The following is a 14,005-nucleotide window of genomic DNA, read 5'->3' on the forward strand; positions in this document are numbered from 1 at the left end:
AGAGGGGTAGCCCCCTCTTAGTATTTTTGCATATTCCGTTTCTACTTATTGAAACTATCTACTCTTATTTCTCATCTAACCACAAAATCGCTGTAACGCCACGCGGATAATATTTACTGCCCGTGATCTCACCGGAAATAATCTGATCGCTCCAGCTCCAAATCGACAACTCCGGATGGGTAAGCCAAGCTACGTGAGCACGATCCGCTGCCGCTCCCCGTTCCTCCCATTCCAATCCCAGAATGCTGCGGGCGATGAACTGGGAGAGATAGATTTTGCTGAGCCAGCTATTGTTGCTAGTTGAGGAGATTTTCCAGCCTCCGTCTTCGAATAAGCATACTCCCGGCTGTAACACCGCATGCAGATGCTTGTCGAGTGCGCCAATATAGGCGGCGAACCGTCCATTACGATCAAGAGCTTCTTTGCAGCCTGTAAAGTAAGGGAACACAAGACCTTCGATAGCCGGAATGATCTTAGAGTCATTGCCTTCTCCAATGACAGCCGGAATATACCCGTCTGCTGTAACACTTGCCACCATTGTTGCGGCGCATTTTTCAGCCTGATCACCTGCTGTTTTGGACTGTTCCGCACGCCCATGCTCTGCAAATATTTTCTCCATAGCCAAGTAAGCAGCCCAGCATTTTCCTGCCAGATAAATATTGTTACGAGCCTGACCTAAAGACACATCCAGACTGTCATACGTAGTAATTTCTGCTCCGCCCATCGTACGTGAGCTATCAAGCCCCATGACACCATTTCTTTGTTCAGGATCTGGATGATCGCGATTTACCATGCTATTCAGGCATTTCTCCATAATACTGAGATTACGTTCCATCCAGCCCCGGTCGCCTGTATGCTCTACATAAGTTGCTGCACTCAGCACCCAGTTAACCAATTGTTCATGTGTCATATGTGAGAAACAACCATCAATGCCATAGACCTCATAAGCAGAATATCCCGGACGTGAAACTACGTTGGCTACACCCATATCATGTGTGAAGCTAATTCCACCTGGATACTCTGTATCCTCACCCGGGAAACGCACCGTATCTTCGTAGCTGAATCTTTCCACGAACATATCCAGTTCATTACGTACAGTCCAAGGATTCAAACGCAGCTCATAAAATAACTGATCGACGGTAAGATCAAAGGTATTCATCATCCGGTATTCGCCTTCGTTGACGATCCAAAATGGCTTATTCTTGTAGTCCAGCAATTGTGTGGAGCCATAATAACTACGTATCGCATGCGCTAACATAAAGGTTTGATCTGCGGATAGGTCATCATGAGTAAATCTATCGTTAGCTTGCTCCGCTTCTTGCTTAAGGATATCAAATCTAGCTAATGCATATGCAGCCACTGCCTCTATATTGTTGAAAAAATGATTATAATAATAGGAAGCATCAATTCCTGAGGTGACATAACCTGAACGGTGAAAACAGATAGCAAAGCGGTAAGTTTCTTTTACTCTGGCTGGAACATCCATGAGCAAAGCACCGACTCGTCCCAGCCCAAAGGTCCAATTCTCCTGCAGCTCCTCCGTTAGAATATCCTCCATTGTGAAGTGCAGTGCGGACTTTGCAGTTCCTTTTTCCGCAGCAATTGCAATAAATCTTCCTTGGCCAACGCCAGTAATCTCCGATGATACATCATCCAGTCTTCTCATTCCGCTATACACATCTGTTCCCTGAAAACCAAAGAATGCACGGCGCGAGGTTGCGGATGAGGTGTTGTCCACTTCGAGTTCAACCAGCACTGCAGGCAGCAGTACATCCTTCATTTCTTCTATAGAGGCAGTTTCTGGATCGGGTACAGAACGAACGGGGGACAGAATCCGGAAGGTCAAATCACCCGCACTCCAGCCGTCTGTGGCTACATGAAAATCTCTAGAAATCTCACGCTCTTGAAAAGGGAACAGAATATTCTCCTTGTCAGGATTAGGATCCGGATTCTCGATATCATAGCGTTTGCTCTCGTCCTCTCCTCCGATCTCATGAAATGGCAGTGTGTCATATCCCTTCCCATCAGCACGTTCTAATCCTATGAATATATTTTGTCTAGGTGGTTTTCCAATCTCCAGATCGAAACCTCCACTAGCTCCTTTGAATCCTAAAGTGAAACTCGCAAATGCACCGATCGGTGAATGATGGGCATTAAAAAATTGATTATGCGACATTAATAATAACACTCCTTCCAGCATGGTCCCGGATACTACCGGGCTATATCTCCATGTTATCGATCTTTCCGGAAGTGCAACAGGGTTAAAGCCTTCTATTATTTGGGCAAATCAAACATCAACAAAAACCTATGTTATAATGAAGCCAAACTTTACAGTAAAAGAGGATTGAAATGATCTCGAATGATCCCGCTTTTCATAATTCTATTGATGGCCAGATGGCTCCAGACATTCAAGCGGCTTTCCATATCTTCGCCGCGCATTGGAGAAAAGTAAATCCGGATTGGCAATATCCCGTACACACTCATCCCATGTTTGAGATTAACGTTGTACTGCAGGGTGAGCAACATATGACGGTCGGCAATAAATCTTTTATCCAGCAAAGCGGTGATATTTTATTCATTCGTCCCGGTGTAGAACATAGCAGCCTCGGTTCGAATGCTAGTCGTGACATGACTTATTACTGCCTGCATTTTGATATTGATGATCTGATTTTACGGCGAGCATTATTAACAGCAGACGCTGTTAGTCTAAGTGGGAATACCCCGGAGCTGCGAGCCATTCGTTCCGCTCTAGATGTGATCATTAATTCTTCCATTCTGTCAGAGTCAAAGGACACACACAGAAATCGTCTGATTACATTGCATGCTTCGCTGCAACTTCTAACCGCGCTCAGCGGCTGGGTACTTTCGGAAATGCCCCTTCTGACAGATACAGAGGCTACGGAAAATACCGTCGCTCTAGCTAACGCGATCGAAGGACTGCTGCAAGAATCTGTCTCCACCGCTGCAAGCACAGGCGAAAGAGGCGGCGGTATTGAGCACATTGCGGCAAAGCTTGGATACAGTACAACTCACTGCAATCGTGTTTTCCACCAAATTTATGGCATGTCGCCAAGACAATATTTATCCCGCTTGATCATTCGTCACGCCAAACTGCTGCTAATGGATAATAACCTATCTGTCGAATCGGTCGCCCACCGGCTGGGGTATCGGGATGTGTCCCATTTCAGCAAGCAATTCAAACGCTGGACAGGTCTCCCGCCAATGGGCTACCGCCGTTTAACCGCGAATCCAAATACGCTTTAGTGATTGTTTCGCTTACAAAAAAAGGGATGTACCCCGCAGCCCACTAAGTGGTTACAGGATATATCCCTTTTATGAATTAACCCTTCGTTGCACCAGACGCAATCCCCTTAACAAAATACTTCTGCAAGGCGATAAACACAATCAGCACAGGTACAACCGACATTGCTGTTCCTGCAAAAATCATATCCCAACGTGAGGAGAATTCTCCGATATAACGGTAAATTTCCACGACCATAGTTTTAGCCTGTCCTGAAGGCAATACCAGCATCGGCATCAGGAAATCATTCCAGATTCCAAGTCCGTTTAAGACCACCATACTGGCTGTGACGGGTCCTAGCAGCGGGAAAACAATTTTCCAGAATATCCCATAACGAGAACATCCGTCGATCTCCGCCGCTTCTTCAATTTCTCTAGGAATGCCTTTGACAAAGCTTGTATACAGCAGGCATCCAAAGCCCACCGCACCGGCTACATAAATTAGAATTGGGCCGGCAAGGCTGCCGTATAACCCCAGCATTCTAAGCTCTTTAAACAGAGGAATCATATACGCCTGAAAAGGGATCATCATTCCTGCTAAAAAGTAAACGAACATGAACCGAGTCCATCTGGCATTTCTGCGTTCAATTGCGTAGCCCGCCATCGGAATAATCAAGACCTGTGCCGCAATAGAAACTGCTGTCAAAATCAGACTATTCAGAATAGCCCGTGGAAACTCTGTTTCGGTTAACAGATATTTAAAGCTGTCCAGATAAAGGGTTTTCGGAAAAGCGATTGCATCCTTCATAATCTCTGCATTACTCTTGAAGGCTGACATTAAATTAAAGAAAATAGGAAAGAAAAAGATAATAGCCACTAATAATGTAACAATGAAAAGTGCGATTTGCCCAACTCTTTTGCGTGTCTGCATCGTCATCTTAGAGCTGCACCTCCCGCTTCTGGAGAACCTTCACTTGGAAGACTGTAATGATGAGTATGATTAAGAACAAGACCATCGCCAGTGCAGTACCAAAACCTTGTCTTAATTCACCAAACCCGACTTTATAAATAATATAAGTTAATGTCTCCGTCTCAAAGCCCGGACCACCATCGGTCATGACGGCAATCTGATCAAAAATCTTCAAGGCGCTGATCATCGATAATACCATACATACAGTCATTGACCCCGCAAGCAGCGGAAAGGTAATATGCCGGAACTGTTGCCAGCCCCCTGCCCCATCAATACTGGCCGCCTCATTTAATTCCTGCGGAATGCCTTGCAATCCAGCGAGGTAAATGATCATATAATAACCCGCGCCTTTCCAAACGGTAGACAAAATAATCGACAGCATCGCATATTTAGGATTGCCCAACCAATCCACAATCCAGCTTCCGAGTCCAACAGACTCCAGGATCTGATTAAATACACCAAAGTTGTAATTCAGGATCATCGCCCAGACGAAACCCATTACGATCCCACTAAGCAACGTAGGGAAATAAAATACACTTCTGAATAAATTCCGGAACCAGCGTACCTTATCGACCATCATAGCCATTGCAATTGCTGCAATATTCTCTAGAACAACAAGTGAAATGGTCATGATCATCGTATTTTTCAGTGCGTTATGCACCCTTGGACTATTCCAAATTTCCACAAAGTTAGCGAAGCCGATATACCTTACGTTGTCGCTAATGCCATCCCATGAGGTGAAGCTTAAATAGACACTCCCAACCGTTGGGACGATAACGAACAAGGTGTACAAAATAAATGATGGTAATATGAACAGCAGAGCGTAGGACTGCCATTTTTTCTTTTTCTTTTTCTGCTGCACAGTGCCTATCAATGACTTGTCAGCATTTACTGCGGATGTAGCCATGGCTACTCTCCCTCCCTTAAAGACCGTGCTTGTTAAAAAGAGAACCTCTGCAGCAGCAGAGGTTGCTCGATCAGGCGCTGCTCTTACATCTGATTAGCTTTCACTTGGTTGTCATACTCTGTATCCGCATCTTTCATGTACTTCGCTACATCTCCATCTTTTACCACGAGATCCTGCAACAGTTTGTAGTACCAGTTACGGAACTGTGGAGGGATTAGATTGTCTCCCCACCAGTTATTGATCGCCAAGGATTTCACTACATTCGGGTCAGCAATAAGATCCAAAGCCACTTGCATTTGTTCACTTGTGTCATAGGTTACTTTCTCTTTTGTTGAAGGAATCGCATTTATGGTTGCTAAATAGTTCGAATACTGTTCTGGGGCGAAGAAGAAACGGATAAAGTCTTTGATGGCTTCTGTTTTGTCTGCATCCTTAGCGGCTTCAGCCGATAAAGACCAGCCTGCAGGTGACGGAAGACCTATGACATTGATTTTCCCTTCACGGTCAGGAAGAGCATAGAAGCCAAATTCAAAGTTCGGGTCCGCTTCAGCGATTTGTGTAAACATCCACGTACCGGAGTACAATTGTGCTGCTTTGCCAGAAACAAGAATCGAAGCGGTCTGATTGTCGCCCGTGCTGAGCCAACCTTTATCTACATAATTCTTGAACAATTCTTTGAAGTCCGTTATGCCTTGAACTACATTAGCATCTGTGAAGCTGACCGTTTTAGCGGTACGTTTGGAATTCCAATCTGCATCTTTCGAGTAGACCTCATCAATCAGGAATTTGTTAACCCAGAAACCCATATGGAAAATATCTTTTCCACCTACTACAATCGGAGTAATGCCCGATGTTTTCAATTTTTCTTGGATGGCGATGAATTCGTCATAGGTTTTTGGAAGCTCGGTGATCCCTGCATCCGCATATGCTTTTTTGCTGTAGATAATCCCTTGGGGAGCGTTCACTTGCAGCGGTGCGTTCCACACCTTACCATCCACTTGTGGTGGGGCTTCGAACAAATCTAGCAGATCGGAAGGCAGCTCTACAATCTTACCCGCATCGGCAAAAACTTCTGTATCACGCATTTCCACCAGGTCCGGGAATTCACCCACAGCATCCTTTGTTTTAAGCCAATCAAGATAGGCAGCGGATGAAGTTTCGCTCAAATCTTTAATAGTGACATTCGGATTAGCTGTTGTAAACTTTTTGACCGTATCTGAGATAGCCTTTTTAGTGGCCGGATCTCCGGAGGCGTAACCTATCGTAAAGCTAACCTCTTTTTTGGTCTCTTGTGGTGTATTTGAAGGCGTTTCGGATGCTGGCGTATCGGTTGCCTTACTCCCTGCATTATTATTATTTCCACCGCAAGCAGTCAAAACTGTTGTAGTGGCGAGTAACAATACGGATAGTTTCATCATTGTTTTTTTGTACATATCATAATAGCCTCCCCTTTTAGTGAACCGTGGAAACTGAAGCAAGATGTGCGCATCATCTCTCGAAAGCGTTTCCGTTGCTAATAGAATAGCATTCCTTATAAATAGTTAGAATGAACTTTTTTAAGCGGGATATGCGGTGAATTTAAGAATAAGTAAAAAAAGAACGAAAGACCGCAGTCTTCCGTTCATCGTCCATCCTTTACGCATTCTCCGAATCTGAGATTTTATAAGGGTCCTCTACAATCGGAAGCAACAATAGAATCGATGTCCCAATATGCTCCCGGCTGCTGATGGATAATCCGTATTCTGCACCGTGCACTGTACGAATTCGTTCATGTACATTTTTTAGTCCAACATTTTTGCTAGGCGAACTAGGCTCTTCCAAGGTTTCAGCCAACTGCTGTACCTTTTCCTTGCTCATACCGATTCCATCATCATAGATCGTAACCAACAACATTTCATCTTTCTTTTCGATCGTCAATCCAACTGTCCCTCTGCCTTGACTGCGCAAGCCATGCTGGATAGCATTTTCAACTATCGGCTGAAGTGACAATTTCAGAATGTACCAGTTCAGATCCACTTCGGGTGAGAGATCGACTACAAGCTCAAATTTATTCTCATACCGCACAGAGATAATATAGAAATAATCCCGTAGATGCTCCAGCTCCTGTCGTATGCTTACCCTATCCTCTCCATAGTCGATTACATATTTCAACTGGTTAGAGAGCGATAAAATCATATCTGCGACCTCATCATTATCTTTATCCACCGCATTCATTCGAATGACTTCCAGGGTGTTGTATAAATAATGCGGACGAATCTGGCTTTTCAGAGCATTTAACTCCGTTTGCTTCTGCTTGATCTGGGCAACGTAAGCTTCATCGATATAGGCTTGTAAACGCTCGACCATTCGGTTAAAACCATGGCTAAGTCTACCCATTTCATCATTGCTGTTCACGACCATCTGGGTATCCAAATTACCGGATTCTACGATAGCCATTTGCTTAATTAAGTTCCGAATCGGAGCAGCCAGCCGCCTTGAGAACCAGACACCCATGATGATCATTGCAATCGCACAAATAAACATCGCTATAAACACCGTCGTACGGGCTGAAAAAAGCTGATCGAATAAATTCGCCCGATGAATTCTGGCAGTCACCGTGCCTTTAAGAAAAGGAATCTCTTCACTGAGAACGATCATCTCCTCGTCCTTTTTAGCCCGAAAAGCCTCTCCATTCGCTGACCTTGTCTCATTCGTGAAATATACATTTCCGTCGCCATCCAGCAGAAATAATTCATCCTGTCCCCCCAGATTTAATTCTCTGAAGAACTGATTAAATAACGAAACATCCACGTCCATAAATAAGGTCCCTACTATCTTGGGATCTTTGGTGACACGCCCAGAAATATCAATTAAAGTACGGCCGATAGTGAACACACTGCGCTTTGAACCTGTGTAATATTCTTCGGAATGGGTAGGGAAAATTGCCACTTGTGAAGGATTTGGAGCCATTTTAGTTAACCACTCTTGATAAGGCAGCAGATCAAAGTTGACCCCTCTGTTTTCTTTTTCCTGATAGTAGAGCTTATCGTCTGACTCCCTATGAAAATAAACACTGGTGATGTAGGAATCACTGTAGAGAACTGTTTTTAGAAAGGTTTCAATAGGAATCGTATTGATCTGCTCCAGCTCATTTACATTATAGGTTTGATTCTGTGAATAACTCTCGATAAAACCTTCATATCGTCCCGTATACATCAGCTTAGAGACCTCATTGTACTGATTGAAGGCAGAATTCAGATTATAGCTCATATATAGTACCATTTGCTGCAAATTACTTGTTGTGTAACGCTCGACATATCCGGAAAAAGTCTGCACAGAAATGTAACTAAGTGCAAAAAGCGGAATTAAGCCGACTAATAAAAAGGAAGCGGAGAATTTAACAAATATACTTTTGGATCTTCGGCCCCAGATAAACATGAATGAAGGCATCCCCTTTGCTATCCATCTGACTATTGGCTTTTGAAGGATTGCTTATATTCTTGTGGCAGCTTGCCATATTTCTTCTTAAACATATCGCTAAAATGCCGGGCATTGTTGTAGCCTACACTATCGGCAATCTCATAAACCATCATATCGCTTTGCAGCAATAAACGAAGGGCATGATTCATCCTCACCTCAGTGACATAATTCTTAAAGTTCTGTCCGGTATGTTTTTTGAAAAAGCTGCTGAAATAATAGGAATTCATAAACATCATCCCTGCCATAGATTCCAGTGTAATATTTTCTGGATAATGCTCCTCAATATAAGCCTTCACCTGGGAAAGCTGCTTCAGTTCCTTATTGCCCATGCGACTGGCAATTTGCCCAGACATTTTGCTCAAAAGCACACGGAAATCTTCCTCCACCTCTTGAAAGGTAGAATAATTAGCCAATCGTTCAAGAATCGGATTTGTATCCTGAAGTGAGGGCCCTGCCTCCACACCAAATTGAATAAGCTCCTGTTCAAGCTGCAAAAATGTATTGTATACGGTAGAAACGGCTTGGTTTCTATTTCCGTCTGCCATCTGCCGGATCGTCTGAAATAATCGCAGGCACTCCTGCTCAATTTGCTCTTTATGTTGTGATTTCATGGCAATCCCAAGGGCGGACTGGATTTCATGCAGCGGAGTTTGAATCAATGATTCACTCTCATACCTGCTCTCTTTAACAGAAATCACACGATTAGGCCCTGTAAAATATTTATAATTTAGCGCTTTCAAAGCTTGACGATAAGATTCATCAGCATCATCCATACCGTCAACAGGATTGCCTACTCCAAGGGTCACCTTTAATTTCAGAAAACTTGTGATTTTGTCATGGAGATCTAAGGCAATTCCCGCTGGTTCCTCAGCATGCTCATGCTGGAGCAGGATACAAAAACGTTCCCCTTTACGGAACATATAACTATTATCGCTTTGCTCCACGGTTTCTTTAATAATGTTAGACAGTGCAAAATCAATCAGCTTACGTTCGCGTTCTTCCCATCTGGAAGGCTGCCCCGACGATTCGTCCGTCTCTACCAAACAAATACTGACGTAGCGACTTAGCGCAATAATCTCCATATCAAGCAAGGTGTCTGCTGTCCCCTTATTGCCGTCCGTCAGCTTGTCGAGCAATTCTTCGATCGTTAATCTGCGGTTTCTCTGTTCATAATGGTTCAGCTTCTCTTTGTTGCGCTCGCCTTCTGTTTCTTGACGAATAAGGGAAACGGCTTTGCTCACAACCTGTTCCAGCTGGTTTTTGTTCACGGGCTTCACCAAATAATCCAGCGCACCATATTGCAGTGCTTGACGGGCATACGTAAACTCTTGATAAGCGCTTATAAAAATAACCTTCACTGCTCTGCCAGCTTCATGAATTTCACGGATAATATCAATCCCTGTATATCCTGGCATGCTTATATCACTAATAATCAGATCAGGATCACAATCCTCGATCTGTTGTTTCAGCTCGATTCCATCACTGGCCTCTCCAACAATGGTCAGTCCAAGCTTCTCCCATGAAATCAGTTTTTTTAGGCCTCGCAAAATCACCGGTTCATCATCTGCGAGCAGTACCCGGATACTCTTCATTATGCAGTCCTCCTACCTTCGAGAAATCATCCCACAGCTGTCCAATCATCTTAATCTTATGATAACAGACAAACAATCTTTGGTGCAGCTTCAAGCGGATGAACTTTCTTAAGAAGAAACCGCAGTTTCTTAAGATTAATTTATCTAAGCTTAAAAAGGTGGTGGGCGTAACTGCGGGGAATGTTTGAACTTCCTCCGTTACTGCTCACCTGTTATTTTTATCTAAAGTTCAATAAAACAAACTATCCTCTACTTTAATATTGTTGAAATAGAAACAAAAAATCAATATAATTTGTTAATGTAAGAGCGCTGGGAGGACAGGCCATGAACAAAGAAGATCAGGTCATGATGGGTTTCAGGGACGTATATAACAAGATGGTTTGGCTTAATAAGGATAAGATGGAAGACAGTCTTAAGGGTTATAAACCTTCTGAAGTACATTGCATCGAATACATTGAAAAAAATGCAGATTCCAACGTCACAAAACTTGCAGAGTCCTTTTATATGACTCGCGGTGCCATAAGTAAATTAACTAAGAAGCTCATCCAAAAGGGCCTCATCGAAAGCTACCAAAAATCGGATAACAAAAAAGAAATCTATTTTAAGCTTACTGAACAAGGGAAAGTAATTTATAACGTCCATGAGGACCTGCACAAAGAGTTCCAAGAGCGGGATAAAGCCGTATTTGAGCAGGTAACTGAGGAGCAATTTGACAGTATGCTTAGCTTCGTAGAAAAGTATAGTAGGCATTTGGATGCAGAAATAAAGAAACAGGGTATAGATTTTAATCCGAATAAATTCGAATAATGAAAATGAAACTCCATGCAGCCGGGCTCTTATGAGTAAGGCTGCATTTTTATGGTCATTATTTTGTTGACACGGAAACAAAGACGTGATAAAAATGGTGATGTACCAAATTTGTTTCCAAGGAATCAAAACATCAACTTTTGAGGAGAGAATTTAATGTTCAAATTCAGATCACATAATAAACAGAACATAGATCAATCCGTAGATAAACACGCTCTAATCTTCGGTTTGATCTCTGTGTTTCTGTGCGGAATAGGCTTCAGTATCATCATGCCCGTTGTCCCCTTTTTAGTGCAGCCTTATATAAGCAATCCGGGAGAACAGGCTATAGTTGTCACACTGCTGACCTCTGTTTATGCAGTCTGCGTATTTTTTGCAGCCCCTGCACTTGGAGCTTTGAGTGACAAATACGGGCGTCGTCCATTACTTTTGGTATGCCTTTTAGGTTCCGCAATTGGGTACTTTGTTTTTGGGATAGGAGGAGCGTTATGGGTACTTTTTGTTGGACGCATAATAGAAGGTATAACAGGCGGAAGCATAGGTACTATCTTCGCCTATTTTGCTGATATCATTCCTCCAGAACAGAGAACTAAATACTTTGGCTGGGTGAGTGCGGTAGTAGGTGTAGGTACCGTCATTGGTCCAACGCTAGGCGGATTACTTGCCAAGTTTGGTTATTCTGTACCCATGTATTTTGGAGCCATAATAACCTTATTGAATGTTCTTTACGGATTCTTTTTTATGCCTGAGAGCCTTGACAAGAACAATAGACTGAAAGAAATTACCTTGGTAAGACTGAATCCATTTACACAGCTTGCAAGCATATTGTCCATAAAAAACTTAAAAAGGCTACTGGTCTCAGCATTCTTACTTTGGATACCCAACGGATCTTTACAGGCTGTTTTTTCACAATTCACAATGGATACTTTCAGCTGGAAGCCTGCACTAATCGGACTGATGTTTTCAATTATGGGCTTCCAAGACATCCTTTCACAGGGTTTCATCATGCCTAAGCTTTTGCTGAAACTTAGTGATAAACAGATCGCAATTCTTGGAATGGTTTCGGAGATTATAGGCTACAGTCTCATTGCGCTATCTGCTTTGTTCTCATACTATCCGCTTTTTATCGCTGGAATGTTTATATTTGGTTTTGGGGATTCGATTTTTGGGCCTTCATTCAATGGGATGCTCTCCAAGTCTGTCGATTCTAGTGAACAAGGAAGGATTCAAGGAGGTAGCCAATCTATTCAGGCTTTAGCCAGAATGATTGGACCTGTCATTGGAGGTCAAATTTATGTATCACTTGGTCATGCCGCACCCGCTTTTATGGGGATGATCCTGATAGCTGCGGCAATATCCGTTTTGTATAAGGATACGCGTGTAAATATGTAATCTTGCAATCTCATGTTACAATACAACCTGAACTTATATTTTTAGAAGGCGGTTGATACTGTTGATTTACATCATCAAATTTGTATACAGCTTTGTGCTTCCTCCCGGTCTGTTTATCGTGCTTCTGCTAGGTCTAGTCATTTGGTTATGGAAAAAAAACCGCCGGCCAGCACTAGTTCTACTCGGGGTTACACTATTAATGTATTTCTCCATGACACCCTTAGTCAGCGATGCGCTGATCGGCAGTCTAGAACGGAAATATCCGCAGCCGGATACTTTGCAAGGAGATGTCATCGTCGTACTCGGCGGGGGCGCCAGCTCTGGCACACCGGATATAGATGGCGAGGGCAATTTATACGGATCAGCAGCAAATCGCCTGCTTACTGCTGTTCGCCTCCATCGGCAGACAGGTCTGCCAATCTTATTTTCTGGCGGACAAGTATTCTCCGACAGTGGTAATGAAGCGGATATCGCGCAAAGACAACTACTGGGTCTCGGCATACCCGAAGAGGATATCCTGATCGAGAATCAATCCCTCAACACGGAGCAAAACGCTATAAATACCGCAGCCATCCTGCAACAAACCGGACTTAAAAAGCCTATACTAGTTACTTCAGGTTTTCATATGTCCCGTGCGATGTTGCACTTTAAGAATGCGGGGCTAACAGCGCAAGCCTATCCTACGGATTATATCGCCAGCGCTGATATTGCACTGCAGCCCGCCAAGTTCAGTCCCTCCCCAGGAGCGATCTCCACAACAGGGTTAGCATTGAAGGAATATTTAGGCCAGCTTGCTGCTCGGCTATTTGATTAGTTCTGTAAACTTCGCATGCACAACCTCAGCGAGTAACTGTGGGGCTACGTCCATTTGCTGGCCAATCTTCCCAGCGCTGACAGCCATCGTGTCCAGCCCTTCTGCACTGCTGTCAATGAACGTGGGGTACAGCTTTTTCATTCCAACAGGTGAACAACCACCGCGGATATAGCCTGTCCATTTCTGCAGATCCTTCACTGGCAGCATCTCAATTTTTTTCTCTCCGGCGGCTTTGGCCGCCTTTTTGAGATCCAGCTCTTCGGCAACCGGGATAACAAATACATAAAGATTCGCACCGCTATGAGCGACCAACGTTTTAAAAACCGTCTCTGCCGCCTTTCCAATCTTCTCAGCCACAGCCGTGCCATGGATGAGTCCATCTTCATTGTCATAAGCGAACACTTTATAGCCGATTTTTTTGGCATCCAGCATTCGCATTGCGTTGGTTTTGGTTACTTGCATTGTTGACCTACCTTTCAATATCCTCTATTCGTTAACTTTATGATCAAAGAGGCCCCAAAGCTAATATAGCTTTCAGGACCTCCTGTTGCTGCCGTGCCCATTAATCTCTGGGATAATTAACCTGCATGATATCCATAAAAGGAACTTTTATGATTTCTTCATGATTACTGAGGTGTACTTTCCCGGTTCGCGAATCCATTTCCACGATCATGCCGCGTACCTCTTCTTCTTTTCCCCATACGGTCAATAAAATCTCAGAACCTTCTTGCTTAGCTTCAACTAACTGATTACCTAACTCCTCAAGCACAAATTCATCTCTTGTGGGCCGCTTGGCCACCTTTGCTTTTGCCACACTAATCCTC

The 14,005-nt window shown here is 43.6% G+C and carries 12 protein-coding genes; 4 read left to right on the plus strand and 8 right to left on the minus strand.

Annotated elements, in window-relative coordinates; translation table 11 throughout:
* Positions 1-64: 64 nt before the first annotated feature.
* Positions 65-2,176, minus strand: a complete 2,112-nt coding sequence (locus MHH86_RS18155; protein WP_076146473.1) for a glycoside hydrolase family 52 protein — start codon at positions 2,174-2,176, stop codon at positions 65-67.
* Between the two features lie 173 nt (positions 2,177-2,349).
* Between MHH86_RS18155 and MHH86_RS18160 the strand changes: the two genes are divergently transcribed.
* Positions 2,350-3,264, plus strand: a complete 915-nt coding sequence (locus tag MHH86_RS18160; RefSeq protein WP_038571818.1) for a helix-turn-helix domain-containing protein — start codon at positions 2,350-2,352, stop codon at positions 3,262-3,264.
* A gap of 76 nt (positions 3,265-3,340) precedes the next feature.
* Here the strand turns inward: MHH86_RS18160 and MHH86_RS18165 are convergent, their stop codons facing one another.
* From MHH86_RS18165 to MHH86_RS18185, 5 genes are all read right to left on the minus strand, one after another.
* Positions 3,341-4,177 carry a carbohydrate ABC transporter permease gene (locus MHH86_RS18165; protein WP_339825428.1) on the minus strand — a complete coding sequence of 279 codons (837 nt, stop codon included), beginning with the start codon at positions 4,175-4,177 and terminating at the stop codon, positions 3,341-3,343.
* Position 4,178: 1 nt separating this feature from the next.
* A complete protein-coding gene (locus tag MHH86_RS18170) occupies positions 4,179-5,117 on the minus strand; it encodes a sugar ABC transporter permease (RefSeq protein WP_036688288.1) in 939 nt (312 codons plus the stop codon).
* Between the two features lie 83 nt (positions 5,118-5,200).
* Positions 5,201-6,550, minus strand: a complete 1,350-nt coding sequence (locus MHH86_RS18175) for an extracellular solute-binding protein (RefSeq protein ID WP_076098941.1) — start codon at positions 6,548-6,550, stop codon at positions 5,201-5,203.
* 202 nt (positions 6,551-6,752) lie between these two features.
* Positions 6,753-8,534 (minus strand): sensor histidine kinase, encoded by a 1,782-nt coding sequence (locus tag MHH86_RS18180; protein WP_339825423.1) that lies wholly within the window; start codon positions 8,532-8,534, stop codon positions 6,753-6,755.
* A gap of 32 nt (positions 8,535-8,566) precedes the next feature.
* The gene (locus tag MHH86_RS18185) at positions 8,567-10,168 is read right to left on the minus strand and encodes a response regulator (protein ID WP_036688297.1); all 1,602 of its coding nucleotides are present in this window, start codon (positions 10,166-10,168) and stop codon (positions 8,567-8,569) included.
* Between the two features lie 324 nt (positions 10,169-10,492).
* On the opposite strand from MHH86_RS18185, the gene MHH86_RS18190 reads away from it, so the two are divergent.
* The 3 genes from MHH86_RS18190 (at position 10,493) to MHH86_RS18200 (ending at position 13,181) form a co-directional block, all read left to right on the plus strand.
* Positions 10,493-10,975 carry a MarR family transcriptional regulator gene (locus tag MHH86_RS18190; protein ID WP_340891561.1) on the plus strand — a complete coding sequence of 161 codons (483 nt, stop codon included), beginning with the start codon at positions 10,493-10,495 and terminating at the stop codon, positions 10,973-10,975.
* A gap of 156 nt (positions 10,976-11,131) precedes the next feature.
* Complete coding sequence (locus MHH86_RS18195; RefSeq protein ID WP_038571831.1) at positions 11,132-12,367, plus strand: tetracycline resistance MFS efflux pump; 1,236 nt, start codon at positions 11,132-11,134, stop codon at positions 12,365-12,367.
* Between the two features lie 61 nt (positions 12,368-12,428).
* A complete protein-coding gene (locus MHH86_RS18200; RefSeq protein ID WP_076316955.1) occupies positions 12,429-13,181 on the plus strand; it encodes a YdcF family protein in 753 nt (250 codons plus the stop codon).
* Here the strand turns inward: MHH86_RS18200 and ybaK are convergent.
* Together ybaK and MHH86_RS18210 are read right to left on the minus strand one after the other, a co-directional pair.
* Entirely contained in the window at positions 13,170-13,643 is a 474-nt protein-coding gene (gene ybaK, locus MHH86_RS18205) for a Cys-tRNA(Pro) deacylase (protein ID WP_036688304.1), read from the minus strand. The two genes, MHH86_RS18200 and ybaK, sit on opposite strands and share 12 nt — an antisense overlap.
* A 100-nt stretch (positions 13,644-13,743) precedes the next feature.
* Positions 13,744-13,995, minus strand: coding sequence for a YolD-like family protein (locus MHH86_RS18210; protein WP_036688306.1), 252 nt, complete (start codon positions 13,993-13,995; stop codon positions 13,744-13,746).
* Positions 13,996-14,005 lie beyond the last annotated feature (10 nt).

The sequence above is a fragment of the Paenibacillus sp. FSL F4-0097 genome (assembly GCF_038593125.1).
Taxonomy (GTDB): domain Bacteria; phylum Bacillota; class Bacilli; order Paenibacillales; family Paenibacillaceae; genus Paenibacillus_AQ; species Paenibacillus_AQ odorifer.

Bases quoted from the DNA above. Each gene is read 5' to 3' on its own strand.
- MHH86_RS18180 (WP_339825423.1), bottom strand. From the start codon at position 8,534: ATGTTTATCTGGGGCCGAAGATCCAAAAGTATATTTGTTAAATTCTCC.
- MHH86_RS18185 (WP_036688297.1), bottom strand. From the start codon at position 10,168: ATGAAGAGTATCCGGGTACTGCTCGCAGATGATGAACCGGTGATTTTG.
- MHH86_RS18195 (WP_038571831.1), top strand. From the start codon at position 11,132: ATGTTCAAATTCAGATCACATAATAAACAGAACATAGATCAATCCGTA.
- ybaK (WP_036688304.1), bottom strand. From the start codon at position 13,643: ATGCAAGTAACCAAAACCAACGCAATGCGAATGCTGGATGCCAAAAAA.
- MHH86_RS18155 (WP_076146473.1), bottom strand. From the start codon at position 2,176: ATGTCGCATAATCAATTTTTTAATGCCCATCATTCACCGATCGGTGCA.
- MHH86_RS18170 (WP_036688288.1), bottom strand. From the start codon at position 5,117: ATGGCTACATCCGCAGTAAATGCTGACAAGTCATTGATAGGCACTGTG.
- MHH86_RS18165 (WP_339825428.1), bottom strand. From the start codon at position 4,177: ATGACGATGCAGACACGCAAAAGAGTTGGGCAAATCGCACTTTTCATT.
- MHH86_RS18160 (WP_038571818.1), top strand. From the start codon at position 2,350: ATGATCTCGAATGATCCCGCTTTTCATAATTCTATTGATGGCCAGATG.
- MHH86_RS18190 (WP_340891561.1), top strand. From the start codon at position 10,493: ATGAACAAAGAAGATCAGGTCATGATGGGTTTCAGGGACGTATATAAC.
- MHH86_RS18175 (WP_076098941.1), bottom strand. From the start codon at position 6,550: ATGTACAAAAAAACAATGATGAAACTATCCGTATTGTTACTCGCCACT.